Origin of the sequence: Micromonospora sp. LHW51205, assembly GCF_003315815.1 — a bacterium.
Taxonomy (GTDB): Bacteria; Actinomycetota; Actinomycetes; order Mycobacteriales; family Micromonosporaceae; genus Micromonospora; species Micromonospora chalcea.
The window spans coordinates 1,314,436-1,336,855 of the sequence record NZ_QMEZ01000001.1 but is presented as its reverse complement, the minus strand read 5'-3'; the positions used below and the strand labels follow the sequence as shown (position 1 = coordinate 1,336,855).

The 22,420-nt window shown below is 72.9% G+C and carries 18 protein-coding genes; 7 read left to right on the top strand and 11 right to left on the bottom strand.

The window, feature by feature from the left end:
* A complete protein-coding gene (locus DQE82_RS06285; RefSeq protein WP_064448435.1) occupies positions 1-1,191 on the bottom strand; it encodes an MFS transporter in 1,191 nt (396 codons plus the stop codon).
* Positions 1,192-1,344: 153 nt separating this feature from the next.
* Here DQE82_RS06285 and DQE82_RS06280 point away from each other — a divergent pair, with 153 nt between their 5' ends.
* Positions 1,345-2,127, top strand: a complete 783-nt coding sequence (locus DQE82_RS06280) for an IclR family transcriptional regulator (RefSeq protein WP_030503712.1) — start codon at positions 1,345-1,347, stop codon at positions 2,125-2,127.
* 73 nt (positions 2,128-2,200) lie between these two features.
* Here DQE82_RS06280 and DQE82_RS06275 read toward each other — a convergent pair whose 3' ends face one another.
* Positions 2,201-4,324 (bottom strand): PhoX family phosphatase, encoded by a 2,124-nt coding sequence (locus DQE82_RS06275; RefSeq protein ID WP_113972194.1) that lies wholly within the window; start codon positions 4,322-4,324, stop codon positions 2,201-2,203.
* Positions 4,325-4,493: 169 nt separating this feature from the next.
* On the opposite strand from DQE82_RS06275, the gene DQE82_RS06270 reads away from it, so the two are divergent.
* Together DQE82_RS06270 and DQE82_RS06265 are read left to right on the top strand one after the other, a co-directional pair.
* Complete coding sequence (locus tag DQE82_RS06270; protein WP_036343884.1) at positions 4,494-5,063, top strand: sigma-70 family RNA polymerase sigma factor; 570 nt, start codon at positions 4,494-4,496, stop codon at positions 5,061-5,063.
* Positions 5,060-5,749, top strand: a complete 690-nt coding sequence (locus tag DQE82_RS06265) for an anti-sigma factor (protein WP_069088820.1) — start codon at positions 5,060-5,062, stop codon at positions 5,747-5,749. Before DQE82_RS06270 ends, DQE82_RS06265 begins: the two co-directional genes overlap by 4 nt.
* Positions 5,750-5,833: 84 nt before the next feature.
* Here the strand turns inward: DQE82_RS06265 and rarD are convergent, their stop codons facing one another.
* From rarD to eccE, 4 genes are all read right to left on the bottom strand, one after another.
* Positions 5,834-6,763: an EamA family transporter RarD gene (rarD, locus tag DQE82_RS06260; RefSeq protein ID WP_113972193.1), complete on the bottom strand. Its 930-nt coding sequence runs from the start codon at positions 6,761-6,763 to the stop codon at positions 5,834-5,836.
* Entirely contained in the window at positions 6,760-7,248 is a 489-nt protein-coding gene (locus tag DQE82_RS06255; protein WP_113972192.1) for a GNAT family N-acetyltransferase, read from the bottom strand. Before DQE82_RS06255 ends, rarD begins: the two co-directional genes overlap by 4 nt.
* Positions 7,249-7,345: 97 nt before the next feature.
* Entirely contained in the window at positions 7,346-7,732 is a 387-nt protein-coding gene (locus DQE82_RS06250; protein ID WP_030503717.1) for a phage holin family protein, read from the bottom strand.
* 59 nt (positions 7,733-7,791) lie between these two features.
* Positions 7,792-9,573: a type VII secretion protein EccE gene (eccE, locus tag DQE82_RS06245; protein ID WP_113972191.1), complete on the bottom strand. Its 1,782-nt coding sequence runs from the start codon at positions 9,571-9,573 to the stop codon at positions 7,792-7,794.
* 246 nt (positions 9,574-9,819) lie between these two features.
* On the opposite strand from eccE, the gene DQE82_RS06240 reads away from it, so the two are divergent.
* Complete coding sequence (locus DQE82_RS06240; protein WP_113972376.1) at positions 9,820-10,137, top strand: WXG100 family type VII secretion target; 318 nt, start codon at positions 9,820-9,822, stop codon at positions 10,135-10,137.
* Positions 10,138-10,157: 20 nt separating this feature from the next.
* Positions 10,158-10,451 (top strand): WXG100 family type VII secretion target, encoded by a 294-nt coding sequence (locus DQE82_RS06235; protein ID WP_043327280.1) that lies wholly within the window; start codon positions 10,158-10,160, stop codon positions 10,449-10,451.
* A gap of 46 nt (positions 10,452-10,497) precedes the next feature.
* Here DQE82_RS06235 and mycP read toward each other — a convergent pair whose 3' ends face one another.
* Positions 10,498-11,703 (bottom strand): type VII secretion-associated serine protease mycosin, encoded by a 1,206-nt coding sequence (mycP, locus tag DQE82_RS06230; RefSeq protein WP_043327278.1) that lies wholly within the window; start codon positions 11,701-11,703, stop codon positions 10,498-10,500.
* Between the two features lie 152 nt (positions 11,704-11,855).
* Here mycP and DQE82_RS06225 point away from each other — a divergent pair, with 152 nt between their 5' ends.
* Positions 11,856-14,759, top strand: coding sequence for an SseB family protein (locus DQE82_RS06225; protein ID WP_233514598.1), 2,904 nt, complete (start codon positions 11,856-11,858; stop codon positions 14,757-14,759).
* Positions 14,756-15,121: a hypothetical protein gene (locus DQE82_RS06220; protein WP_064448441.1), complete on the top strand. Its 366-nt coding sequence runs from the start codon at positions 14,756-14,758 to the stop codon at positions 15,119-15,121. The genes DQE82_RS06225 and DQE82_RS06220 overlap by 4 nt, the downstream gene beginning before the upstream one ends.
* 1 nt (position 15,122) lies before the next feature.
* Here DQE82_RS06220 and DQE82_RS06215 read toward each other — a convergent pair whose 3' ends face one another.
* The 4 genes from DQE82_RS06215 to DQE82_RS06200 all read right to left on the bottom strand — a co-directional run bounded on the left by DQE82_RS06215 (position 15,123) and on the right by DQE82_RS06200 (position 22,211).
* Complete coding sequence (locus DQE82_RS06215; RefSeq protein ID WP_043327273.1) at positions 15,123-16,055, bottom strand: alpha/beta fold hydrolase; 933 nt, start codon at positions 16,053-16,055, stop codon at positions 15,123-15,125.
* 104 nt (positions 16,056-16,159) lie between these two features.
* Positions 16,160-16,498: a hypothetical protein gene (locus DQE82_RS06210; protein WP_064448442.1), complete on the bottom strand. Its 339-nt coding sequence runs from the start codon at positions 16,496-16,498 to the stop codon at positions 16,160-16,162.
* A gap of 169 nt (positions 16,499-16,667) precedes the next feature.
* Positions 16,668-19,070 (bottom strand): immune inhibitor A domain-containing protein, encoded by a 2,403-nt coding sequence (locus DQE82_RS06205; protein WP_043327268.1) that lies wholly within the window; start codon positions 19,068-19,070, stop codon positions 16,668-16,670.
* 357 nt (positions 19,071-19,427) lie between these two features.
* Positions 19,428-22,211, bottom strand: a complete 2,784-nt coding sequence (locus tag DQE82_RS06200) for an immune inhibitor A domain-containing protein (protein ID WP_231915639.1) — start codon at positions 22,209-22,211, stop codon at positions 19,428-19,430.
* Between the last annotated feature and the right edge of the window lie 209 nt (positions 22,212-22,420).

Here is a 22,420-nt window from a genome sequence, read left to right as displayed (position 1 = left end):
TCAGCCGAGCGCGGGGGCGCGGCGGAGCAGGCGGGCGCCGAGCAGCATCAGTACGGCGGCCACGAGCATGGCTGCCGCCGCCGTCAGCCACATCGCCGGGTAGCCGGCCGCGCCGGCCAGCGCGCCCAGGCCGAGCGGGCCCAGGCAGCCGCCCGCGTACACGCCGGTCTGGGTGATCGAGGTGGCGGCGGCCGGGGCCTGCGGGTGCAGCCGGACCACCGCGAAGTTCATCAGCCCGGGCCAGGCCCAGCCGAGCCCGAAGCCGAGCACCACGCCCGCGACCAGCGGCGCGGAGCCGGCCACCGCGAGCAGGATCAGGCCGACCGACCCGGTCAGCAGCATCCCGGCGATCAGCCCGACGTGCCCGTCGGCCCGCCGGTCGGCGAGCCAGCCGACGCCCACCCGGGCCAGCACGCACACCGCGCTGCCGAGCGTGAGCGTCAGGCCGGCCAGGCCGGGGGAGAGACCCCGCGTCGCCGCCGAGTCGACCAGGAACGTGCCCAGCGCGTTCGCCGCGGCTGCCGCCAGCGTCGCGGCCAGCCCGATGACCACGAGCGGGGCGGTGCCGCCGTAGCGGCCCCCGGAGGCGGCCCGGGCGTGCCGGTCCCGTCCGGTCCGGGGTACGGCCGGCAGCGCGGCCAGCGCCGCCCCGGCGGCGACCACGAAGGCCCAGCGCCAGCCGGCGGTGAGCGCGACGGTGGGGACCGCCACGCCGGCCAGCAGCGTCGCGACCGGGATGGCGGCCTGCTTCACGCCGAACGAGAGCCCCTGCCGGTGGGCGGGCACGTGCTCGGCGAGCGCGGCGTTGCTGGCGAGCTGTCCGAGGGCGTTGGCGGCGGCGCTGAGCGCCAGCAGCGTCACCAGCATCGGGTACGACCGGGCCAGCCCGGCCACGGCCAGCAGGGAGGCGGCGGAGAGCAGGATGCCGGCGCGGGCGACGGTGGCCGGGCCGTACCGCTCGACCAGGGCCCCGGATGGCACCGAGGCGAGCGCGCTCACGCCGAAGTAGATCGAGACGGCCAGGCCCAGGCCGGCCGGGCTGAACCGGAGTTCGTCGCCGAGCTGCACGGCGAGCCCGCCGACGAGGAAGACGGGCAGGACGCACACGATCGTGGTGACGGTGGCGCCGGCGCCCGCCCGGACCGCCCGCCGGGCCGACGCGGGCGCGTCTTGCGAAACTGTTTCAGTCATTGCGAGCACACCCTACGCCCGCACGTTTTGGCTGCTCATCGTGTCCGTAGACCTACCGTCTGTGTCCGGTGATCTGGCATCCTCCATCCGAACAGGCATTTCGCACTCGGCCGGTTTTTCATATGGTGTAAGTCCCCGGCGGCGGAGGTGGTTGTGCGCGACCCCTTGGCGGAACCCTCGGACCTGATCCGCAGCGTGTCCCGCGCGCTTCGAGTGCTCGAGTCGGTCGGCCGTGCGCCGAGAGGGCTCACCGTGAAGCAGATCGCCCGGCGTTGCGAGTTGACAGTCGCCACGACCTACCACCTGGTGCGCACGCTCGCGTACGAGGGCTACGTGATCCGGCGCGAGGACGGGACGTACATCGTGGGGTTGGAGGTCGCCGACCGCTACCGCGAGCTGGTCACCGCGTTCCGCGGGCCGCCCGCGGTCGGCGAGGCGCTGCGCCGCGCGGCGTCGGACACCGGCTGGAGCCACTACCTCGGCCGTTTCATCGGCGGGCAGGTGGCGGTGACCGCCTCCGCCGAGGGGCCGCGCTCGCCCTTCCTGGAAGACCTGGTGCCGGGCTTCGACGAGGGCGCCCACGCCACCGCGCTCGGCAAGAGCCTGCTCGCCACGCTCACCACCGAACAGCGCTTCCGCTACCTGCGCGAGTACGGCATGCGCCCGTTCACCACCGCCACCCTCACCACCGTGGAGGCGTTCGAGGCCGACCTGGCCGCCGGTGACCGGCGCGGCATGCAACTGGAACTCGGGCAGTTCCGGCAGGGCGTGGCGTGCGCGGCGGTGCTCGTCGCCCCGGACAAGGACATCGAGCGCCGGGTGGTGCTGGCGTGCGCGCTGCCGGCCGGCGAGATGATGACGTCGGCCCGGGTGGTCCGCGCGAAGCTGCTCACCGCCGCCAGGTCGATCGCCGACGGCATCGCCTCCGAGAACTGACGAAGGGCCGCCGACCTGGTGGGTCGACGGCCCCTCGCGGAGCGGACCAGCGCCGGACCGCTCCCGGGGTGGGTCAGCTGCCGACCGGGCCGCCGTCGAGGCGCCAGGTGACCACCACGCCGGGCTTGGCGAAGTCGCCGTCCGGCCAGGTGGAGGCCGGGTTCTCCACCGACGCGCCGGTCACCTCGCCCGGGTGCTGCACCGCCACGAAGACCGAGCGGTTGTCACCGGTGATGAACGGGCCGCAGGTCTCCGCGCCGAGCGGCACGGTGAGGAACTGCTTCAGGTGACCCCGCTCCGGGCCCTCCACGGCGGTGGCGAACAGGCCGTCGTTGCTGCCCAGCGCGTTGCCGTCGGTCGAGATCCACAGGTTGCCGGTGGTGTCGAAGGCGACGTTGTCCGGGCAGGAGATCGGCGAGACCCTGGTCTTGTCGTACCCGGCGAAGTACGTCGAGGCGTCGGCCGGGTCGCCGCAGACGATCGGCAGCGACCAGGCGAAGGTCTCGGCCGTGTTGTCGCCGCGGTCCTCGACCAGCTCCAGGATCTGCCCGTGCCGGTTGCTGTTGCGCGGGTTCGCCTCGTCAGCCGGGGCCTTGCCCGCCTTGCCGCGGTCGCTGTTGTTCGTCAGCGCCACGTACACCTTGCCGGTGAGCAGGCTCGGCTCGACGTCCTCGGGGCGGTCCATCTTCGTCGCGCCGACCTTGTCCCCGGCCAGCCGGGTGAACGTGAGCACGTCGGCGGCGGTCATGCCGTCGACGTACGAGCGGTTGCCGCTGACCAGCTTGATCCAGCGCCCCCGGCCGCCGAAACCGCCGTCGGCCGGGAGCTTGCCGGAACCGTCGATCTCGGCGGCCGGGCTGTCCCCCTCGATCCTGGCGACGTAGAGCGTGCCCGACTCCAGCAGCGTCAGGTTGTGCCGCCGGGCCACCGAGGACTTGCCCGGCATGAACTTCTTGTCCGACACGAACTTGTAGAGGTAGTCGAAGCGCTCGTCGTCGCCCATGTACGCGACCACGCGGCCGTCGCGCGCCACGATGACGTTCGCGCCCTCGTGCTTGAACCGGCCCAGCGCGGTGTGCTTGCGCGGCTTGGACTGCGGGTCGAACGGGTCGATCTCGACGACCCAGCCGAACCGGTTCGCCTCGTTGGGGTGCCGGGCCAGGTCGAAGCGCTCGTCCGCCCGGTCCCACTTGCGGCTGCCGCTCGGGTAGCGCACGTCGGTCGGGATGCCGTAGCGGGTCAACTTCGCCTTCTGCTCCTCGGCCACCGCGTCGCCGCCGACGAAGTACTGGTTGAAGTTCTCCTCGCCGGAGAGCACAGTGCCCCACGGGGTGACGCCGCCGGCGCAGTTGTTGAGCGTGCCGACGACGGTCCGGCCCTTCGGGTCGGCGGCGGTACGCAGCCACGCCGACCCGGCCGCCGGGCCGGTCATCTCGAACTTCGTCGCCAGCGCCGTGACCCGGCGGTTGTACTCGCGCCGACCGCGCCGGACCGGCTGCCACTGCCCGGTGTTCTCCACCCGCTCCAGCTCGACCACTGACATGCCGTGCGCGGCCATCGCCACCCGCACCTGCTCCACGGTCAGCGCGTCCTGGCTGGTGAAGCCGGGGAACATGAGGTCCTCGTTTGTGTACTCGTGGTTCACCACGAGCAGCGCGCGCCGACGGTCGATCGGCAGCACGCCGACGAAGTCGTTGTTGTAGCCGAACTGCTTAGACTGGGCGGCGGCGGTCTGCCGGCCCAGGTTGAACGCGGGCGCGCCGGGCACGACCTCGTCACCCCAGCGGATCACCACCGAGTGGTCGTACCCGTTCGGCACGACGAGCGTGTCGAGCTTGTTCGGCGGGATCGGCTTGAACGTCAGCGCGCCGCTGCCGGGACGACCCGCGCCGGTGGCGGCCACCCCGCCCTCGCCGGGCACCGGCGGAGCGGCGGGGGCGGCGGCCGCCGGGGACCCGGCCAGCGCGCCCGCCGCGGCGCCGCCGAAGCCGAGCACCAGCGCGCCGACCGCGCCGGCCCGGACCACGTCGCGCCGGGAGATCTCGGTGTCGACCACGTCCCCGAAGTACGGGTTGTCGGTCGGGTTGGGCACCGGGTGGTCGCAGGCGTTGCCGCACCGGTACAGACAGGTCATCGCGGCGCGGCTGCCGTGGCGGGTGCCACCGAGCAGCGGAAGCAGGCGAGGCCGGTCGCTCATGAGGTGGAGCCTCCAGATCGGACGAGGGGGAAGGCGCACGGGCGAGGGAGCCCGCGCTCACCCGCCGGACGCTGCCAGGGCGCCGTGAGCGGCGGTCGGCCCGCAGCTGAACCGGACGTGAACAGCTCCGTCGTGACCTGCGGCTGAACCGTTCGGCGACACGGCACGTATGGAAGGGCGTACACATCGCCGGTCTCCCCGCCGCCGGAAGCGAGGTACCGCCATCAGCGACCACGACGCCCAACTGCTGCGCGCGCTGCACGACGAGCATGCCGACGCGCTGTACGCGCACGCCCTGCGGCTGGTCAACGGCGATCGGCCCCGCGCCGAGGACCTGGTGCAGGAGACGCTGCTGCGCGCCTGGCGGCACCCCGAGTCGCTGGACCCGCGACGCGGCTCGGTACGCGCCTGGCTGTTCACCACGGCGCGGAACCTGGCCATCGACGCCTGGCGGCGGCGTTCGGCCCGGGTCGGCGAGGTGTACACGGACGAACTGCCGGAGACCGCCGAGACGGTCGACGAGACGGAGCGCGCGGTGGAGGCGTGGACCGTGGCCGAGGCGCTCAACCGGCTCAGCCCGACCCATCGGGAAGTGCTCGTCGAGTGCTTCTACCAGGGGCGTTCGGTGGCGGAGGCGGCGGCGCGGCTGGGCGTACCGCCCGGCACGGTGAAGTCGCGTACCCACTACGCGCTGCGCTCACTACGGTTGGCGCTGGCCGAGATGGGGGTGACCGGATGACACGCTGCGAGTTCGCGCACGACGACGGGGCGTACGTGCTTGGTGCCCTCGCCCCGGCGGACCGGGTCGCCTACGAGCGGCACCTGGCCGGCTGCGCCCAGTGCCGGGAGGCGGTGGCCGAGATCGCCGTGCTGCCCGGCCTGCTGGGCCGGCTCGACCCGGCCGGCCTGGAGCAGTTCCTGGAGGTCGGGCCGGAGACGTCGCGGGTGCCCGCGCTGCTCGACGCCGCGCGGGAGCGCAAGCGCCGCGAGCGGTCCCGCTCCCGCCGCCGGTACGCGCTGACCGCGCTCGCCGCCGCCGCGCTCGCGGTGCTGGCCGGCGTCGGGGTGGCGCTGGTCCAGCCGCCGGCCGAGCCGTCCACGCCGCAGGTGGCGTTGACCTCCATGCGGCCGGTGGCCGGGACGGTGCCGGTGCACGCCGAGGTGGGGCTGACCGAGACGCCGTGGGGCACCGAGGTCACCATGCACTGCGGCTACGACAGGCGGGCCGGGCACCGGGAGGCGTACACGTTCCGGCTGGTGGCGCACGGCCCGGACGGCGCGACGGAGCAAATCGGCTCCTGGCTCGCCGCCCCCGGCGACGACCTGCGGTTCTCCGGGGTAACCCGGTTCACCAGGGGTGAACTGGTCCGCCTGGAACTCCTCCGAGGCGCCAATTCCCCAGTCCTGGCTTACGACTTCCGCTGACCGCCGTCCCCTCCCCGTTGATCTTGCAGTTGCGGCCCTCGGCGCGGGTGATTGGTCCCTTTCGCCGGGGCGGTAAGTGCAAGATCAACGGGACGGGGTGGGTGCGGCGGCCGGGGTGGGGGTGCGGGTGGCCTGGCGGGTGCGGTGGGAGTGGCGCAGGGCGTCGGCGGTGAAGACCATCAGGGCCAGCCACACCAGCGCGAAGCCGGCCAGCCGGACCGCGGGCATCGGCTCGTGGAAGATCAGCACGCCGCAGCCGAGCTGGAGGATCGGGGCCAGATATTGCAGCATGCCGACAGTGGACAGCGGCAGCCGGTTCGCCGCCCCGGCGAACAGCAGCAGCGGGATCGCGGTGGCGGCGCCGGCCAGCACCAGCAGCGCGGTGTGCCCGGCCGAGACGTGCCCGAACGTCGAGTCGCCGCGCGCCGACAGCCAGCCCAGGTACGCCAGCGCGGGCAGCGCCAGCACCGCCGACTCCACGAACAGCCCCTCCGTGGCGGGCAGCGCGAGGCGCTTCTTGACCAGGCCGTACCCGGCGAAGCTGAACGCCAGCGTGAGCGCCAGCCAGGGCAGCCGGCCGTAGTCGATGGCGAGCACCGCCACCGCGAGCCCGCCGACGCCGAGCGCCGCCCACTGCGCCGGTCGCAGCCGTTCGCGCAGCAGGAAGACGCCGAACAGCACCGACACCAGCGGGTTGATGAAGTACCCGAGCGCCGTCTCCACCACCCGGTCGGAGTTCACGCCGTAGATGTACGTGCCCCAGTTGACGGCGATCAGCGCGGCGGCGAGCCCGATGCCGGCGAGCGCCCGCGGCCGCCCGGCCAGCCTGCGCAGAAAACCGGCGTGCCGCGTGGCGGCCAGCAGCAACGCCACGAACGCCACCGACCAGAGGATCCGGTGCGCGAGGATCTCCATCGGCCCGGCCGGGCGCAGCAGCTTCAGGTAGATCGGGAAGAAACCCCAGATCAGGTACGCGCCGACGCCGTACAGGTAGCCGAGCCGGAGCTGGTTCACCGCTCCACCGTAAGTGGTGGATCTGTCTGCTGATCCTTATCGGTGACCGGCGTCACCCGCTGATCCAGCTCCATCCACCGATCCGGCGCGACCGGGCGGAAGCCGAGCTTCGCGTAGACCCCGTGCGCGTCGAGCGTCGCCAGCAGGATCCGGCGTACGCCCAGCTCGGCCAGGTGGTCGCGGACCGCGCCGGCCAGCCAGGTGCCCAGTCCGCGACCACGCTCGGCCGGGTCGACGTAGACGTCGCAGAGCCAGGCGAACGTGGCCCGGTCGGTGACCACCCGGGCGACAGCGACCTGCCGCCCGTCACTGGCGCGGTAGACGCCGAAGCCGATCGAGCCGGCGAACGAGCGCGCGACCGTCTCCCGCTCCCGCCCCCGCGCCCAGTAGGCGTCGCCGGCGAGCCAGGCGTGCACCCGGTCCAGGTCGATCCGGTCCGGGTCGGTACTGATCTGGTAGCCGTCCGCGCGGGTCACAGTGAACACCCGCCGACGCTAGCGCCGACACAGGGGCCGCTCGCCAGCCAATTCCCTCCTGGTGGACCCGGCCGGTCGCCGTCGCGCCCGGCCGGGACCGGGGGTGTCAGTCGCGGTCGAGGACGGCGCCCAGGATCCAGGTGACGATGCCGACGAACAGCGCGCCCAGCACCGCCTCCGGCCAGAACCCGTCCACGTGGAAGGGCAACCCGGCCTCACCGGCGATCCAACTGGTGAGCAGGAAGAGCAGGCCGTTCACCACGAGCGCGATCAAACCGAGGGTGAGCAGGTAGAAGCCGCAACCCACGGTCTTGATGATCGGCTGGAGCACCGCGTTGACCACTCCGAAGATCACCGCGACGAGAACCAGCGTGATCACCGTCTCGGTGGCCGACCCGGAGTCCAGCGAGATGCCGGGGATGAGCAGCGTGGCGAGCCAGAACGCCACTGCCGTCGAGCCCACACGAATCAGAAGACCCTTCAGGAAATCCATGGCCGGGATCGTGCCACGGACGTACCACCAGGGAAAGCAGCATGACGCCCCCGCGCGCCTCAGCGTCGCGGGTGACCGACCAGTTGCGACTCCACAGGCGTCGGTGAGAGCAGCGCCCACCGCAGGGCCCGCCGGTTGACCACCGCCACCATGTCGTCGCGGATGCGGGTCAACCAGTCGGCGGATCCGCCGAGCCCGAGTGCCGCTCCGGCCAGCGCCGCCTCGTCCGGGTCGAGTGGCTGAAGGATCGCCAGGTCGGCGCGGGCCAGCGTCGCCGTGTCGGCCGCGGTCAGCTCGTCGCGGACCACGAGCACGGACTGCCAGGCCGCGTCCGGCCCGGCCTCCGGCGGCACCGGGCCGACGTCGACCACCACCAGCAGCGGGCACAGCGGTGAGGCGGGCGCGCCGCCGGGCGGACGCCCCGGCGGAAGCAGCGGTACGCCGCCACCGAGCGTCCCGACGCCGCGGACGAACGGCTCCCAGGCCCGGGGACGGCCGGTCTGCACCGCCACCCGGGCGCCCAGCGCCAGCGCCCGCAGCACGAGCAGTTGAGCGGCCGGCACACCGCCGATCAGCAGCACCCGTGTCGGGGCGGGCCGGAACAGGCGCACGGTGAGCGCGGCGCCGTGGCGGTTGGCGCCCACCATCAGGCCGGCGGTGGCCGGGGGCAGTTCCAGTGCGGGCGGCGGCGACCCGGACCCACCGGTCACCCCGAGCGGCAGCGTGGCGGCGAGCCCGGCCAGGTGCTCCCCGTCGAGCCGGCGCAGCTCCCCGCCGACGTCACCGGCGACGCGCCGAAGCGTCCGATCCACCGCCGACAACTCGTCCGCGCTGCCGGCGGCGACCCGCACCGCCAACTCGGCCGGGGCCGGATTCGTCCCGGCGCGGGGTCCGACCGTCAGCGCGACGGTGGTGGCGGTGGCGGGCACCGCGAGCAGCCGGGTGACCAGCCCCGGGGAGGGCTCGCCCCGCGGATCGGGCCACCGGCGCAGTCGCCAGGTGGCCTGCGCCAGCCCGCCCACGGTGAGCAGCGGCCACGTCTCCCGGACCGGGGCGCCGGGCTCGTGATGGGCCAGCTCGGCGATCACCCGCAGCGCCGCGTCCCCGCCGAGCGGCCGGGCGGTGAGCGGCCCGAGCCGGCGGACGATCCGCCGCAGCGTGCCGGAGAGCGCCCGCAGCAACTCCTCGTCCGGCCAGCCGTCCGCCCGCAACACCTGGACGGCCAGGACCGCGCGCGTCCGCCCCGGCACCCGGCCGTCGGTGAGCTGCCGGTAGGACGTCCCGGCGGGACCGCCCGCGACGGCCGGCACGGGCGCGGGGGAGGACGAGAAGACGAGCTGCAACCGGACCGCTGGGGCGTCCGGGCCGCTCGGCGGGAGCAGGTCGGACGGTACGGGCAGCCGGCGCGCGTGGTCACCGAGCAGGTCGTCCGGGTCGCCGAGTTCCAGCAGCGCGGTCAGGCCGGCGGCGTCGTGCAGCACGGCGGCCGGACCGCCGGCCAGCTCGGTGGAGCCGGCCACCGCCCCCGGCCGGACCAGTTCCAGCAGCGCCGCCGGATCGGCGGCCGACGGCAGGGCGCGGCGCCGGGTCAGGTACGCGACGGCGGTGACGAGCCATTCGTGCAGCCAGCGGCCGCGTACCCGGATCCACGCGGCCGGCAGCATCAGCGCGGCGGTGAGCAGCGCGGCGGCGGTCGCCACGAAACCCCGCCCGGCGGCGGCCACCAGCACGGCCGCCGCGACCTGTGTCGCCACGACCTGACCGGCCCGCTGCCGCGCGCCCGGCCGCCGTGTCCACAGTGGGGCGGACGCGGCCGGCCGGGTCGTTGTCGTCGCGGCCACCGCACCTCCTCGCCCGGGTCCCGCTGTGACGTCACCGTGGCACATCGTAGTGGCCGAGTTGTCCACAGGGGAGCCCGAGGGGGTAGCAGAACCGGAGTGGGGCGGCTACCGTCAGCGACGAAATCGTCGAGTCGCGTGTCCGCCGCCGCCTGGTCTTCCCCTCCACCGGCCCCGGGCGCCCCCGGCGAGTCCACGGTGGTCACCGGGGTGACCAGCCACGACCGAGGAGACGAGGTGACGTCCGGGATGTCCCAGACCCATGCAGAAGCCGCGGTGATGCAGCAGACCGCCGCGAAGTTCGAGCAGGTCGACCAGTCGCTGCAGACCATGCTCAGCGGCCTGATGGCCGAGCTGGAGGTGCTGCAGCAGGCCTGGCGGGGCGCCGGAGGGCGCTCGTTCGCGCAGGTCAAGCAGCAGTGGGCGCAGGACCAGGCGGCCCTGCAGCGGGCGCTGCGGGAGACCGCCACCGCGATCCGCACCGCCGGCCGGCAGTACGACCTGTCCGACACCGAGGCCGCCGGCCGGGTGGCGGGCACCAACCGCGGCATCCAGCTGCCGCTCTGACAACCGGAAGGATCGAACTCATGGAGCACGGTGTGCTGGTCGTCAACTTCGCCGCCCTGCAACAGGCCGGCGCCGACATCCAACGGGCGCTGTCCACCCTGGAGAGCCAGCTCGGCCAGTTGGAACGCGACGCCGCCCCGCTGGTGGCGAGCTGGAACGGCGCCGCCCGCGAGGCGTACGAGGTGCGGCAGTCCCGGTGGCGGGCCGCCTCGCAGGACCTGCAGGCGATGCTGCGCGACATCAAGCTCGCGGTGGAGGATTCCGCGGCCGACTACCTCGACACCGAGAAGCGCAACACCAACCTGTTCCAGTGAAGCGTCCCGTGCGGCCCGGGTCTGCCGATCCGGGCCGCACGGCGGTTCAGGCCGGGTCGGCCGCCCGCCAGCGGCGCCGTGCTCCGCGCGGCAGCACCAGGGCGAGCGCCGCCACGAGTGCCACGGTCCCGCCCACGACGGCGGCGGTCAGCAGCGCCCGGTCCCGGGCCGTCCCGCGGCGAGCCTCGCGGGCCAGCGCGGCCGGATCCGGCCGGTCGGCGGGCAGCGCGGCGCCCGGCCGGGGCCGGGAGTCCACCACGCCCGCCGACTCGGTCACCGCCCGGTACGGGTTGAGCACCCCCGCGCCGTAGCCGGTCTCCCGTCCCGGGGCCGGGTCGGCGGCGGCCACGATCCGGGCGGCCACCTCGTCCGCGCTCAGCCGGGGCCGGTACTGACGCAGCAGCGCCGCGGTGCCGGCCACGAACGGAGTGGCGTAGCTGGTGCCCTCCGCCCGGTGGTGTCCCTGGCGGGGCGCCGCCATCAGCACCTCGCTGCCCGGGGCGACCACGTCGACGTACGGGCCGGTCTGGGAGAACGCCGAGCGGGTGCCGTCCGGGCCGATCGCGCCCACCCCCAGCACGCCGTCGTACGCGGCCGGGTAGGGCCGGGGATCGCCGTTGTCGTGCAGGTTCCCGGCGGCGGCCACCACCACCACGTCCTGTCGCAGCGCGTACGCGACGGCGGCGCGCACGTCGGGGTCGTCCGCGTACAGCACGACCGACAGGTTGAGCACGTCGGCGTCGTGGTCCACCGCCCACCGGATCGCCCGGGCGAAACCGGCCGCGTCGACGGTACGCCCCGACTCCCGCCCCTCGACCACCTGCTGCTCGCTCACCCGTACCGGGAGGATGCGCGCGTCCGGCGCGAGGCCGCGGAACGCGACGCCGGGCTGCGGGGCGGCGGCGACGATGCTCGCGACACCGGTGCCGTGCCCGGCGCAGTCCCGGGTGCCGTCCCCGCCCGGGTCGAGGAAGTCGGCGCCGGACAGGACGCGCCCGGCGAGCTGCGGATGGGACCGGTCCACGCCCGAGTCGATCACCGCGACCACGACTCCGGCGCCGGTGGCGAGCGGGGCGAGCCGGTCCGGGGCGTACCGTTGCTGCGGCCACGGCTGTTGCGCGACCGGCCGCGCCGGGGCGGGTGGCGAGGCACAGCCGGCCGGCGCGCGAGCCGCCGCGGGGGCGACCGGAGACCCGACGGCGAGGAGCGTCGCCAGGGCGGCCACGGCCGGGTGCGCGACAGGCCGATACATCGACGACCTCCGTAACGTGTCGGCTCCGGGACGGGATGTTATCGCCTCGTGGACATCGGGGCGGACCGTCGATGGCCAGAAGTCCTGATCTTGCTGCCACCTTGTAGGTTGTAGGCGATGCCTGTGGCCTGTTCGCGGAAGGAGAGGTGGCCGTGACCGGATGGGAGCCGGCCACCGAGGCCGAGGTGGCGATGCGGGACGCGCTGCGCGCCCAGGACCAGCAGCAGTACTTTCGGGTGCTGACGCGCGTCGATCTGTTCCTGCCGGTCACGGGCGGCCCGGCCGGCGGATGGGGCACCTGGACCTCCGGCGGCCGCACGCACGTGCTCGCCTTCACCTCCGCCGCCGCGCTGCGGGCCAGCCTGGGGGAGAACGCCGGCACGGCCCGCCGTGTCCCCTACCCGGACCTGGCGGACGGCTGGCCCAACCCGGAGTGGTGGCTGGCGGTCAACCCCGGGCTGCCGATCGAGGGCTACCTGCCCGCCTGGTACGTCGCTCAGCTCTCCCGGGGCGACGTCCGGCTGCCCGGGCGGACCATGGGCGCTCGGGCCCGGCTGGAGCGGGTGGAGGGCGCGGCCCGGAGCGCGCGCAACGGCGTACCCGATTCCGCGCCCCGCCCGTCCGCCGTACCCGTCCCGCCGGCCGCCGTCCCGCCCCCTGTCGTTCCGGCTCCCGCGGTTCCACCCGCAGCCGTTCCGCCTCCCGCGGTGCCGCCTCCGGCGGTGCCGGGCGACCGGGGCGGACGGCGGACTGCGGACGACGAGCCGCCGACGGTGCCGGTACGCGGCGGTTCGGTGCTGGGGCGGCGGCTGCCGACCGTGCCGCCCCGCCGCCGGGAGCCGGACCGGGACAGCCCGGGCCGCGCCGACCCGGGCGACGAACCGGGTACGGACGCCCTGGACGGCTGGCTCACCGACCTGCGCCGCCGCCCCGACGAGCCGGACCCCTTCGCCGCCGAGCCCGCGTCGACCGACGAGCCGCCGCCGACCCCCACGCCACCGCCACCGTCGCGGTCCTTCTTCGAGCCCGCCTCCGGTCGCTCGGCCCGGCGCCCGTCACCGCTGGACGCGCCACGGCGGGCCGCCGACCGGGCCACCCCGCCGACCCGGTTCGCCGGTGGCCAGCCGTTTCCGCGTCGCCGTCCGCTGAACGAGCCGGTACGGGAGGACCCCACCCAGGCGTTCGCGGCGCAGGCGGACGAGCCGCCTCCGGCGCTCCGGACCGACGAGGCGACCCAGGCGTTCCGGCCGAGCCGCCCACCCGAGGACGCCATCGGGACGCTGCCCCGGCGTCACTCCGGCCCTGCCACCCCCGCGACGGACACGTGGGCCGACCCGGTCGGCCCCGACCGGGAGGCCCCGCCCTGGAACGCTGCCGAGGACCCGACGGAGGCGCTGTCGCCCTCGATGGCCGAGCCGGTGTCGAGCCCGCCCGCGCCGCGCCGGGACTTCACCCCCATCGTCATCGAGGGCACGGTCATCGAGGCCCGCGACCTGACCGAGCCCGATCAGCCCTGGTCCGCGCAGTACGCCGACCCGGTGCGTGCCGTGCCGGCCGATCACGCGGCGGCACCCTGGGCCGGTGACCCGACCGCGCCGCTCCCGGCCGACCCGCTGCTGACGACCGGCGACGAGACGATGAACCTCACCGAGGCCGCCCACACCGTTGCGCCGGCCGAGACGGCGCCGTTCGACCGGGCCGGGCGGCTCGACGATCCGACGGTGTCGTTCACCTCGACGGCCGAACCCACGGTTTCCCTGTTCGAGGCGCACACGCCGGCTGCCGAGCCGACCACCTCGCTGTTCGCGCCGACGCCGCCCGAGCAGACGGCGGCCCTGTTCGCGCCGGCCACCGCCGGGGAACAGGCCACCGTGTCGCTCTTCGAGCCGGCCGCCGACGCCGAGCCGGCCACGCAGCCGGCCACCGAGGCCGAACCGGCGGCCTTCGACGACTCCGTCACCACGTCGCTGTTCGCGCCGGGTGAGCCGACCGTCGCGCTGTCCACCCCGCACGAGACGCCGGACACCTCGGCGCCGCCCGCGCCCGTGGCGGAGCCGGCGCCGATCGACGGCGACCCGGTGAGCGCCGCCGCTCCGGCCGACTTCGTGCCGGCGAACAACGTGGAGGAGGAGTTGCTGGCCGCCGCGGGCAGCGGGAGCACCGACGGCTTCCTCACCACCCTGCTGCTGGCCCGGGTGCTGCTGCCGGCCGCGCCCGACTCGGCCGCGGGCAGCCGGCCGGGTGAGCCGGGGTTCGTCTGGCACACCGAGTCGGTGGACGGCGAGACGTCCGTCTCGGTCTACACCTCCCCGGAACGCCTCGCCGAGCACGCCGGAGACGCGGTCGAGACGGTACGGGTCAAGTTCGTCCAGCTCATTCGCAAGTGGCCGGACGTGTCCTGGTCGTTCCGGGTGAACCCGGACAGCCCGGTCGGCGCGACGTACCCGGGGGAGCAGGTTCTCGCGCTCGCCAACTGGGCGGCCGAGGTGGGCCTCGGCGACGACCCGGAGCCGGCCGCCGCGCAGCAGCCGGCGGAACGACAGCGCCCGGAGGCGCCGACGATCGCCGCGAACCAGCCGGTGACCATGCAGAAGGCGATCGCGCCGAGCCAGCTCGCGTACTACCTGGAGCGTGGCTACGACCGGGTCTCCGGCTTCGTGCACCGGGCCGGGGAACTGGCGCACCTGAACAGCCCGGCGGAGCTGTACCGGGCGCTCGGGCTCGGCCACCCGGGTTCGCCGTTCTCCCCGGACGACGAGGAGATCTACCTGCTGCGCTGGCCGGCCTACCGGCCGAGCCTCTACCGGATCCCCTACGGCGGGCCGAACGAGGCCGCGATGCGGGCGATGGAGGGCTGGGTGATCGAGCGGCCGCCGTTCCGCGGCAACGGCTTCGCTCCCGGGGAGAGCAGCGACGTGATCGCCGAGTTCAAGGTGGACAGCGCCCGCCTGCCGCACGGCGCCGAGCTGTGGCGGCTCGGCGCGGACGGCGCCACGCGGCTGGTCGCGGTCCTGGACACCGACGCGCTGGTCTGGCGGAAGGCGGACGAGGCGTGACCCGCGACGGCTACGTGGCCCGCTGGCGGGGGCGGGAGTACCAGGCCAGCCCCGACTGCGACGACATCCGCCTCTACCAGCCCGGCCCGGAGGAGGGGTTCACCGAGGTACGCCCCGGCCGGTACGTCCGGGTGGTGCCGGCGGCCGAGGTCGACGATCTCGCGTACGTGCGGACCACCTGCACCTGGCAGGGACAGCCGTTCATCGTGCTGGCCGAGCACGAGGGCTGGCTGCGGCTGGAGTACACGGGTGGGCGCTGGCCGGTGGCCGAGGCGATGGGGCTGGAGGCGTTCGACTTCGGCGTCTACCAGGGCTGGGCGCCCGCGACCGAGGTGGCCGACCTGGGCGAGCAGCGGGTCTGAGTCAGGACTTCGCCCAGCGCAGGACCTCGCCGAGCACCAGGTCACGGGCCTCCACGTGGGGGAAGTGCCCCACGTCGTCGAGCAGCCGCCACTCGTACGGCGCGCTGACGTAGCGGCCGGAGCCCTGGGCGGTACGGGGAAGCGACGCGCGGTCCAGCGCGCCGTGCAGTTGCAGGGTCGGCGTGACGAGCGGCTTCTGCATCAGCTTCACGAAGCGGTAGCCGTGCAGCCGCAGCACCGAGCGGAACGCCCAGCGGTAGCCCTCCATCGCGCAGAACGCGGCCTGCGGGATCTGCATCGCGACCCGGCAGCAGTGGGCGTAGGCGGCGAAGTCGGGGCTGTCCGCCCAGCGCGGGCCGCCCCACCGGCGCAGGATCTCCTCCACCTCGGCGGCGTCGTCCCGGGTCAGGACGTGCTCGTAGCGGGGAAGCTGGAACTTCAGCGTGGCGGTGGCCGAGGCGAACTGGCCGCGCGGGTCGGCGAAGATGGCGGCCCGCAGCCGCAGCGGGTGCGGCGCGCCGAGCACCACGAGCCGCCGGACCAGGGTCGGGTGGAAGGAGGCGGCGGTCCAGGCGATGAGCCCGCCCGCGCCGGTGCCGACCACCGTGGCCGATCGCTCGCCGAGTGCGCGGATCAGGCCGGCGACGTCGGCGGCGAGCGTGTAGCCGTCGTACCCCCGGGGTGGTTTGTCGCTCGCGCCGTAGCCGCGCAGGTCGACGGCGACCGCCCGGAAGCCCGCGTCCGCGACCGCCGGCAGCATCTCGTGCCAGGCGTACCAGTACTCGGGGAAGCCGTGGAGGAAGAGCACCATCGGACCGGCGCCCGCCTCGACGACGTGGAACCGGCTGCCGTTGGCACCGACGAACCGGTGCGTCCACGGCCCCTCGGGCAGGACGCAGGACTCGTCGACGGGTCCGCCGCGCTGGTCGGTCATGGGGCACAGCCTAGGGCCGCCGATCGCGCATCGGGCTCGCAGGTGACCAGGATCAGGGATTTCTCCGGGAGGTGACCCATGTGGCCCGGCGACCGCTTGCGGGGTCAGGATTCGGCGACGCGCATGGGGATGCCGGGCCCGCAGTCCACCGAGCGGTCCCGCGCGGTGAGCCGCAGTGAGACGAAGTCGCCCTTGCGCAACTCCCCGGCGTCCGGGCCGTACACGGCGTACTCCGTGCCGTTTTCGTCCATCAGGCCGTAGCAGGGTCCGGCGCCGCCCCGGGTGATCCATCCGGCGACGACGCCGGCCGGGCGGTTGTCGGTCGGCTTCCTCGGCGGGCCGGCGGGACGCCGCAGCGTCGGCAGTTCGGTGGCGGACAGTGGCGTGGGCCGGTCGGCGGGCGTGCCGGCGCCGCTCGCGGCCGGCTGGTGGTCGTCGGACACGGATCCTCCGTCTCGGCCGCGCCGTCGATCAGCGCCATCGTGGGGCGGCCGGCAGCGTGGGGCGGGTGTCGAACGGATGGGACGCGGGCGGGGTACGCCGGGTTCCCGGAAAGGGCGATGCCCGGGCGGTGAGCCCGCCCGGGCATCGCGTGGCGCGTCGATCAGTGGATCAGGAGAAGCGGACCTTCAGCGAGGTGCCGTTCTGCTCCAGGACCTTGATCTTGGTGCCGGTGGCCGGGAGCTTGACGCCGTGGTTCGGCAGCTCCGGGTACCAGTACTGCTTGGTGTCGTCGAACAGCGGCTGCGCGTCCTGACCGCGGATGTACTGCGGCTGGCTGTTGATGTGCAGCGTGAACGAGTCGGCCTTCTTCAGGCTGAACGGCGCGTCGTAGACCTGGACACGGGCCCGCCAGGGCTGGCCGGTCAGGTTGTAGATCGGCCGCGGGTGCGCGTCGATGATCATGTTCCGACCCTCACCCGGGTGCGCGAACGTGTCGTTGTCCGCGAACCGCAGGTTCCAGTAGGAGATCAGCAGACCCTCCTGGTACGCGTAGTGGTCCACGTAGTCCGGGCGGGTGTTCGCGTAGCCGAAGAAGTACGGGCCGGTCTTGAGGTACTTGTCGTACGAGACGTACGACCGGTGACCGGCGATGTAGTAGTTGTCGAACTTACGGGTGTAGGTCTCCTCGACGATGCTGAAGCCGCTGAGGGTCCAGCCGTTGGCACCGGCCTCGGCGCCGTCGGTGAGGAGGGTCTGACCGTCGGCGGTCACGGTGATCGCGTCACCGTAGAAGCCGCCCTCGGACACACCGCCGTCCGTCTGGTAGCGGAGCCGGAACTGCACGACCTTGCCGGCGACCGCGTCCATCGGGATGTTGACGTCGACCCACTGGTCGTTGCTGGAGCCGTCCAGGGCGTAGCGCCCGGGGGAGATCTCCTTCAGCGGGGTGCCGTTGGCCGTACCGGGCAGCGAGGTCCAGGTCTGGCCACCGTCGGTGGACGCCTCGAAGAACAGGTAGTCGTAGTCCGCCTCGATGCTGTAGCGACCCTTCATCGACAGCGCGGCGCTGGTCTTCCCGGTGAGGTCGACAGTGCGCGTCATCGTGTTGTTCAGGTCGTCGTCGTTGCCCGAGAAGAACTGCTTCGTACCCTCGAACGGCTTGCCGTTCTGGAAGGTGTACTCCCGCTGCGGCAGCACCACCACGGCGCCCTGGGCCTTGTTGGAGTTGTACTCCTGCGGCCCGAGTTCCAGGGTGCGCTTCTGGCCGGCCACGATCACCTCGTAGTCGAGCCAGCCGAGCTGGAGCTTGTTCCAGGCGCCGAGGTCGCCACCGCGCTCGCCGATGCCGCCGTCGTTCTTGGCGCCGAGCCGGCTCTGGGCCATCAGGGTCCAGTGCTCGTTGTTGTTGTCCCCACCGCTGACCACGTTGTAGTCGTCCGGCAGACCGAGGTCGTGGCCGTACTCGTGGTAGAAGACGCTCCGGCCACCGTTCTCCGGCTGGATCGTGTAGTCACCGATCCAGACGCCGGTGTTGCCGATCTGGGTGCCGCCGGCCGGGAAGTTCTCCGGGCCGGTGTTGCCCTGGTCGCTGGCGAAGGCGTACCACCGGTGGCTCCAGATGGCGTCCTCACCCTGGTACGGGTCACCGTCGGCCTCGTCGCCGCCGGCGTGGACGATCTGGAAGTGGTCGATGTAGCCGTCCGGCTCGTTGAAGTCGCCGTCGCCGTCGAAGTCGTACCGGTCCCACTGGTCCATCGCCTTGACGTCCGCGGCGATCTCCGCGTCGGAGCGGCCCTGCGCCTTCTGGTCGGCGACCCACTGGTTGGCGGCGTCGCGGACCAGGGCCCAGGTGTTGGTGCAGACGTTCGAGGCACACGGGTAGCCGCCGGAGCGGCCGTAGCGAGCCTCGTTGTACCGCACCTTCACCCAGTTGGTGACCTCGCCGTCGACGCTGTACCGACCCGAGGACTGGGCCTCGTAGTACTGCTTCAGCGACTCGTCGCCCGGGTTGGTGCCGAAGTACAGCTGCCGGTAGTAGTCGGCGCTGTAGTCCGCCTGCCAGACCGTGGAGTTGTCCACCGCGCGGTTGGGCTGGGGGATCTGGTTGCGGAGCGGACCGTCGAACCGGGTCGGGCCCGGGGTGTCCGGGTCGGTGTCCTGGTCCGGGTAGTTCGGGTGCCGCTCGTCGCCGAACTCCGCGAGGATGACGAAGATCCTGTCGGTCCGCTCGCGGGAGAGTTCGACGTACTGGTCCTTGGTCGGGCCCTTGCCGGCCTTGGTGCTCTTGGCTGCCTTGCCCGCCGCGGGACCGGCGGCGGCCCGCTCGCCGACCTTGACGACCGTGCTGCCGTTGATCTTCTGGGCCTTCGCCCTGCCGGACAGGACCTCGCTGAGGCCTTCCTGGCGCAGCGCGCGCCGCTTCTCCTCGAGCGGGTTGGGCAGGTCGTGCTCAGCCTGCGCAGGCTCGGCCACCGACGGAGCGGCGGCCGGCAGCTTCGGCGTCGGCGCGGCGCTGGCGGCCGTGCCTGCCACCAGCCCCGTCGCGGTCAGCGAAAGCCCGAGCAGACCCACTGCGACTTTGCGCACGTGGTACCTCCGGTGTGAGGGAACCGGCCCAACTGGGGGTACGGGCCGGTGGAACGGTCCACTGGTGGGACCAAGGGTGAACATAGACACTGCTGCGACTGGTGGGAAGACGCGTGCGTCGATTTGTTGCAACTTTTTGTTGAGAACGCTTTTCACCGTCACACACCTGCCCGTCACCGAGTCGTTGACCAGCGACGATGCGCGGAGCCGCGATTGCAGAGACATGCATGGATTAATGGGTTAGCGGAAGGGCCGGGAGCGCTCACGCTCCCGGCCCTTCCCCCATCGAGCTAGATCAGATCATTTTTCGGTCATTCCGGTTCCGCTTTGACCGCGCCCGTTTCAGGGACGCGGCGGGACCACGTACACCTGGGCGTACGAGTTGTCCTTGGCGGCCCGCTTGATGATGATCGAGACGCCGTACTGGACGCCCGCGTCACCCGGGTTGCCGGTGCCGAGCACGATCGCCCCGCCACCCAGCGTCGAACCGTAGTAGTCGGTGGCCGGAGTGCCGTCCGGGTTCACCACCCGGGTCGTGTACTGCTGGTTGCCCCGCGACGGGACGACCACCGATGCGTCGTTGTCCCGCGCGTACGCGGCGCCGTCACGGATCTCGATGCCCGGGTACCAGCCCTTGGCGTCGGTGAAGCCCTTCACCGGCGCCTGCGGGCCGAACTTCGTGCAGTACTCGCTGTACGGCTCGTCCGCCGCCTCCAGGCACTCCTTGAACGGGTACGTGGGCTTGAGGCCGAACGCGGCGTTGGAGGACTGCGGCCGGCTGGGCAGGTTCTTCAGCACCGACGGGTCCTTCTCGGCCGCGGTGCCCTTGCGGCGCAGCGGGTCGTTGTGCGAGTCGACGATCAGCAGACCGCCCTTGGCGCCGTAGCTGGGCAGCGCGGTCATCTGCGCGGTGACGTGGTTGACGTCGCCGAGCTGGGTGTCCCGGTACCAGACCAGCATGCCCGGCGCGTTGTACGCGATCCGGTCGACCTTCCACGCCTCGTGCGAGTAGACGGTGTCGTAGGTGTACTTCAGGCCGTTGTCGAAGCCGTCGAAGTTACGCCACTCGGCCAGGTAGTAGTGCGACTTGACCTGGGTGCCCGAGTCGATGTACCAACCCGCGCCGCTGGTGTCGGTGAAGGTGCCGCCGGTCTGGGTCCAGCCCGCCGCGCCGCTCTCCACGTCGTCGCTCCAGGTGGTGGCGCCGCCGCCGGTCACCGAGAAGTCGTCGGCGAACCAGCCGCGCTCGACGAACGCCTCGTCGGTGGCGTACCGCAGCCGCACCTGCACGGTCTGCCCGGCGAACGACGACAGGTCGACGTAGTCGTGCCGCCAGCCGCCGGTGCTGCCGCTCAGGCCGTACTTCTTGTTGCCGAAGTCGACCATCCGGCCGTTCGGGTCGGCGTAGCCGTCGTTTGTGGAGACCAGCGCGCCGCCCTCGGCGTACACCTTCTGCTCGTTCCAGGTGGCGCCGCCGTCGGTGGAGACCTCGACGAAGCCGAAGTCCCAGTCCGCCTCGATGACGTAGTTGTTCCACATCCAGAACTTCGCGTCGGCGGCGTTCGGGACGGTCACCGTGCGGCTGAGCTTGACGTCGGCCCAGTTCTGGTCCGCGCCGGAGTACCACATGTTGCCGCCGCTGTGCGGCGTCGCCAGTGAGATCACCTTGTCCGGCAGGTCGATCTTGATGCCGTCCTCGGTGCCGACCGGCGTACGCGACGTCTGCCCGAGCTTGACCAGTTTGGACCGGTCACCCGGCCCGAACGTCTTCGGCTCGGCCCAGCCCAGCACCCACTTGTCCCACAGGCCCATGTGGGTGGGCAGCGCCTGGAAGATCTCGCCGGAGTGCGAGCCGGACGCCATCAGGTCCCAGAAGTCCACGTCCGAGTCGGCGTTGCCGGAGGTGTCGTAGAGGTCCGGCAGGCCCAGGTCGTGGCCGAACTCGTGGGCGAAGACGCCGACGCCGGCGTCCTCCGGCTGCACGATGTAGTTCGACACCTTCAGGTTGGTGCCGGGGATCGTGTAGCCGCCGGCCACCGTCGAGGAGTGCGCCCAGACCGAGTAGATGCCGATGTCGCCGCCGCCACGGGACTTGCCCTGGTTGGCGTGCACCAGCACCAGGTGGTCGATCACGCCGTCCGGCTCGTGGTAGTTGCCGTCGCCGTCGCGGTCGCTCTGGTCCTCGATGTCGTAGTCGGCCCAGGGGAAGTTCGGGTCGGCCGCGGCCAGCGCGTCGATCGCGTCGGTGGCGAGGCGGCCGGCGCCCTGCGGGTTGTCCGGGTGGCCGTTCATCGACTGCTCACGCCCGGCGACCCAGTTGCCGTTCTCGTCCTGGAAACAGCGCGACGCGGCGTACCAGCCCTCCGAGTGCGGCACCGTGATCCACGGGGTGGCCTGCCCGTCCACCGTGTACGCGCCCTTGGACATCTCCAGGTACATGTTGTGCATGGTCCGCCCGGCGAGGCTGATGCCCGGCTTGCCGTCCGGCCCCTTGAGGTCCTTGCGGACCCGCTCGGTGATGCCCTTCTTGCTGTAGAGCATCTTGTCGTAGTGGGCCGGCGAGAAGTCCGGCACCCACATCGAGTTGTTGTCCTTGTGCGGCAGCGTGGCCGGGTTCGGGATGGTGTTGTGCCGCGGCCCGTTCTGCACCGTGCCGGGAACGCAGGTGCGGTCCTCGAACACCGTCTTCGGGACCATCACGCCTGTGAAGTCGTCGTTGGCGTTGTCGTTGAACTCGACGAGCAGCGTCAGCAGCTTGGCGGTCTGCGTACTCTTTGCCTGCTTGATCTTGCGAGGGCTCTTGCCGGTCCGGATGGACTTGGCCTCCAGCTTGGCCAGCTCACGGGCCGCGATCGGGTTGCCCCCGGCGTACTTGCGGTCGTAGGCGCGGGCCTCGTCCGCGGGCGAGGTGAAGACGCCGTCACGGCCCTTGATCTCCTTGCCGCCGGTGTCCGGCTGCACCTCGGGCTCGGCGTAGTTGATGTAGTGCTCGTCCGCCCCGATCGTGACCGGTGCGGACCGGGACGGCTGGGCCGCCGCGCTGCCCGTCACGGTCAGCGACGTGGCCGCGAGCGCGATGACGGGCAGCGCGACGAGTAAGCGTCGCCGTGCCCTGTGCTGCGACATGGGGAGCATGCCACTCCGTTCGTAGGGAATGGTGGGGAACCGGCCGTCTCACTGACGCTCGTCGAAATCCGCCGGTGCGGCTGAACGTAACCGACAACAAGCGACATCGACAGTGGTGGAAAAGTGCTCTGGCCGATCAGGTCAGATCGGGTCCCCCGATCGACCGGCGCGGATCCCGGATACGACGAAGGGGGCGGACCGCGCCGCGG

Excerpts from the sequence above, each read along its gene's own strand:
- DQE82_RS06285 (WP_064448435.1), bottom strand. The coding sequence starts at position 1,191 with ATGACTGAAACAGTTTCGCAAGACGCGCCCGCGTCGGCCCGGCGGGCG.
- DQE82_RS06275 (WP_113972194.1), bottom strand. The coding sequence starts at position 4,324 with ATGAGCGACCGGCCTCGCCTGCTTCCGCTGCTCGGTGGCACCCGCCAC.
- DQE82_RS06270 (WP_036343884.1), top strand. The coding sequence starts at position 4,494 with ATGGAAGGGCGTACACATCGCCGGTCTCCCCGCCGCCGGAAGCGAGGT.
- DQE82_RS06265 (WP_069088820.1), top strand. The coding sequence starts at position 5,060 with ATGACACGCTGCGAGTTCGCGCACGACGACGGGGCGTACGTGCTTGGT.
- DQE82_RS06250 (WP_030503717.1), bottom strand. The coding sequence starts at position 7,732 with ATGGATTTCCTGAAGGGTCTTCTGATTCGTGTGGGCTCGACGGCAGTG.
- DQE82_RS06240 (WP_113972376.1), top strand. The coding sequence starts at position 9,820 with ATGTCCCAGACCCATGCAGAAGCCGCGGTGATGCAGCAGACCGCCGCG.
- DQE82_RS06235 (WP_043327280.1), top strand. The coding sequence starts at position 10,158 with ATGGAGCACGGTGTGCTGGTCGTCAACTTCGCCGCCCTGCAACAGGCC.
- mycP (WP_043327278.1), bottom strand. The coding sequence starts at position 11,703 with ATGTATCGGCCTGTCGCGCACCCGGCCGTGGCCGCCCTGGCGACGCTC.
- DQE82_RS06215 (WP_043327273.1), bottom strand. The coding sequence starts at position 16,055 with ATGACCGACCAGCGCGGCGGACCCGTCGACGAGTCCTGCGTCCTGCCC.
- DQE82_RS06200 (WP_231915639.1), bottom strand. The coding sequence starts at position 22,211 with ATGTCGCAGCACAGGGCACGGCGACGCTTACTCGTCGCGCTGCCCGTC.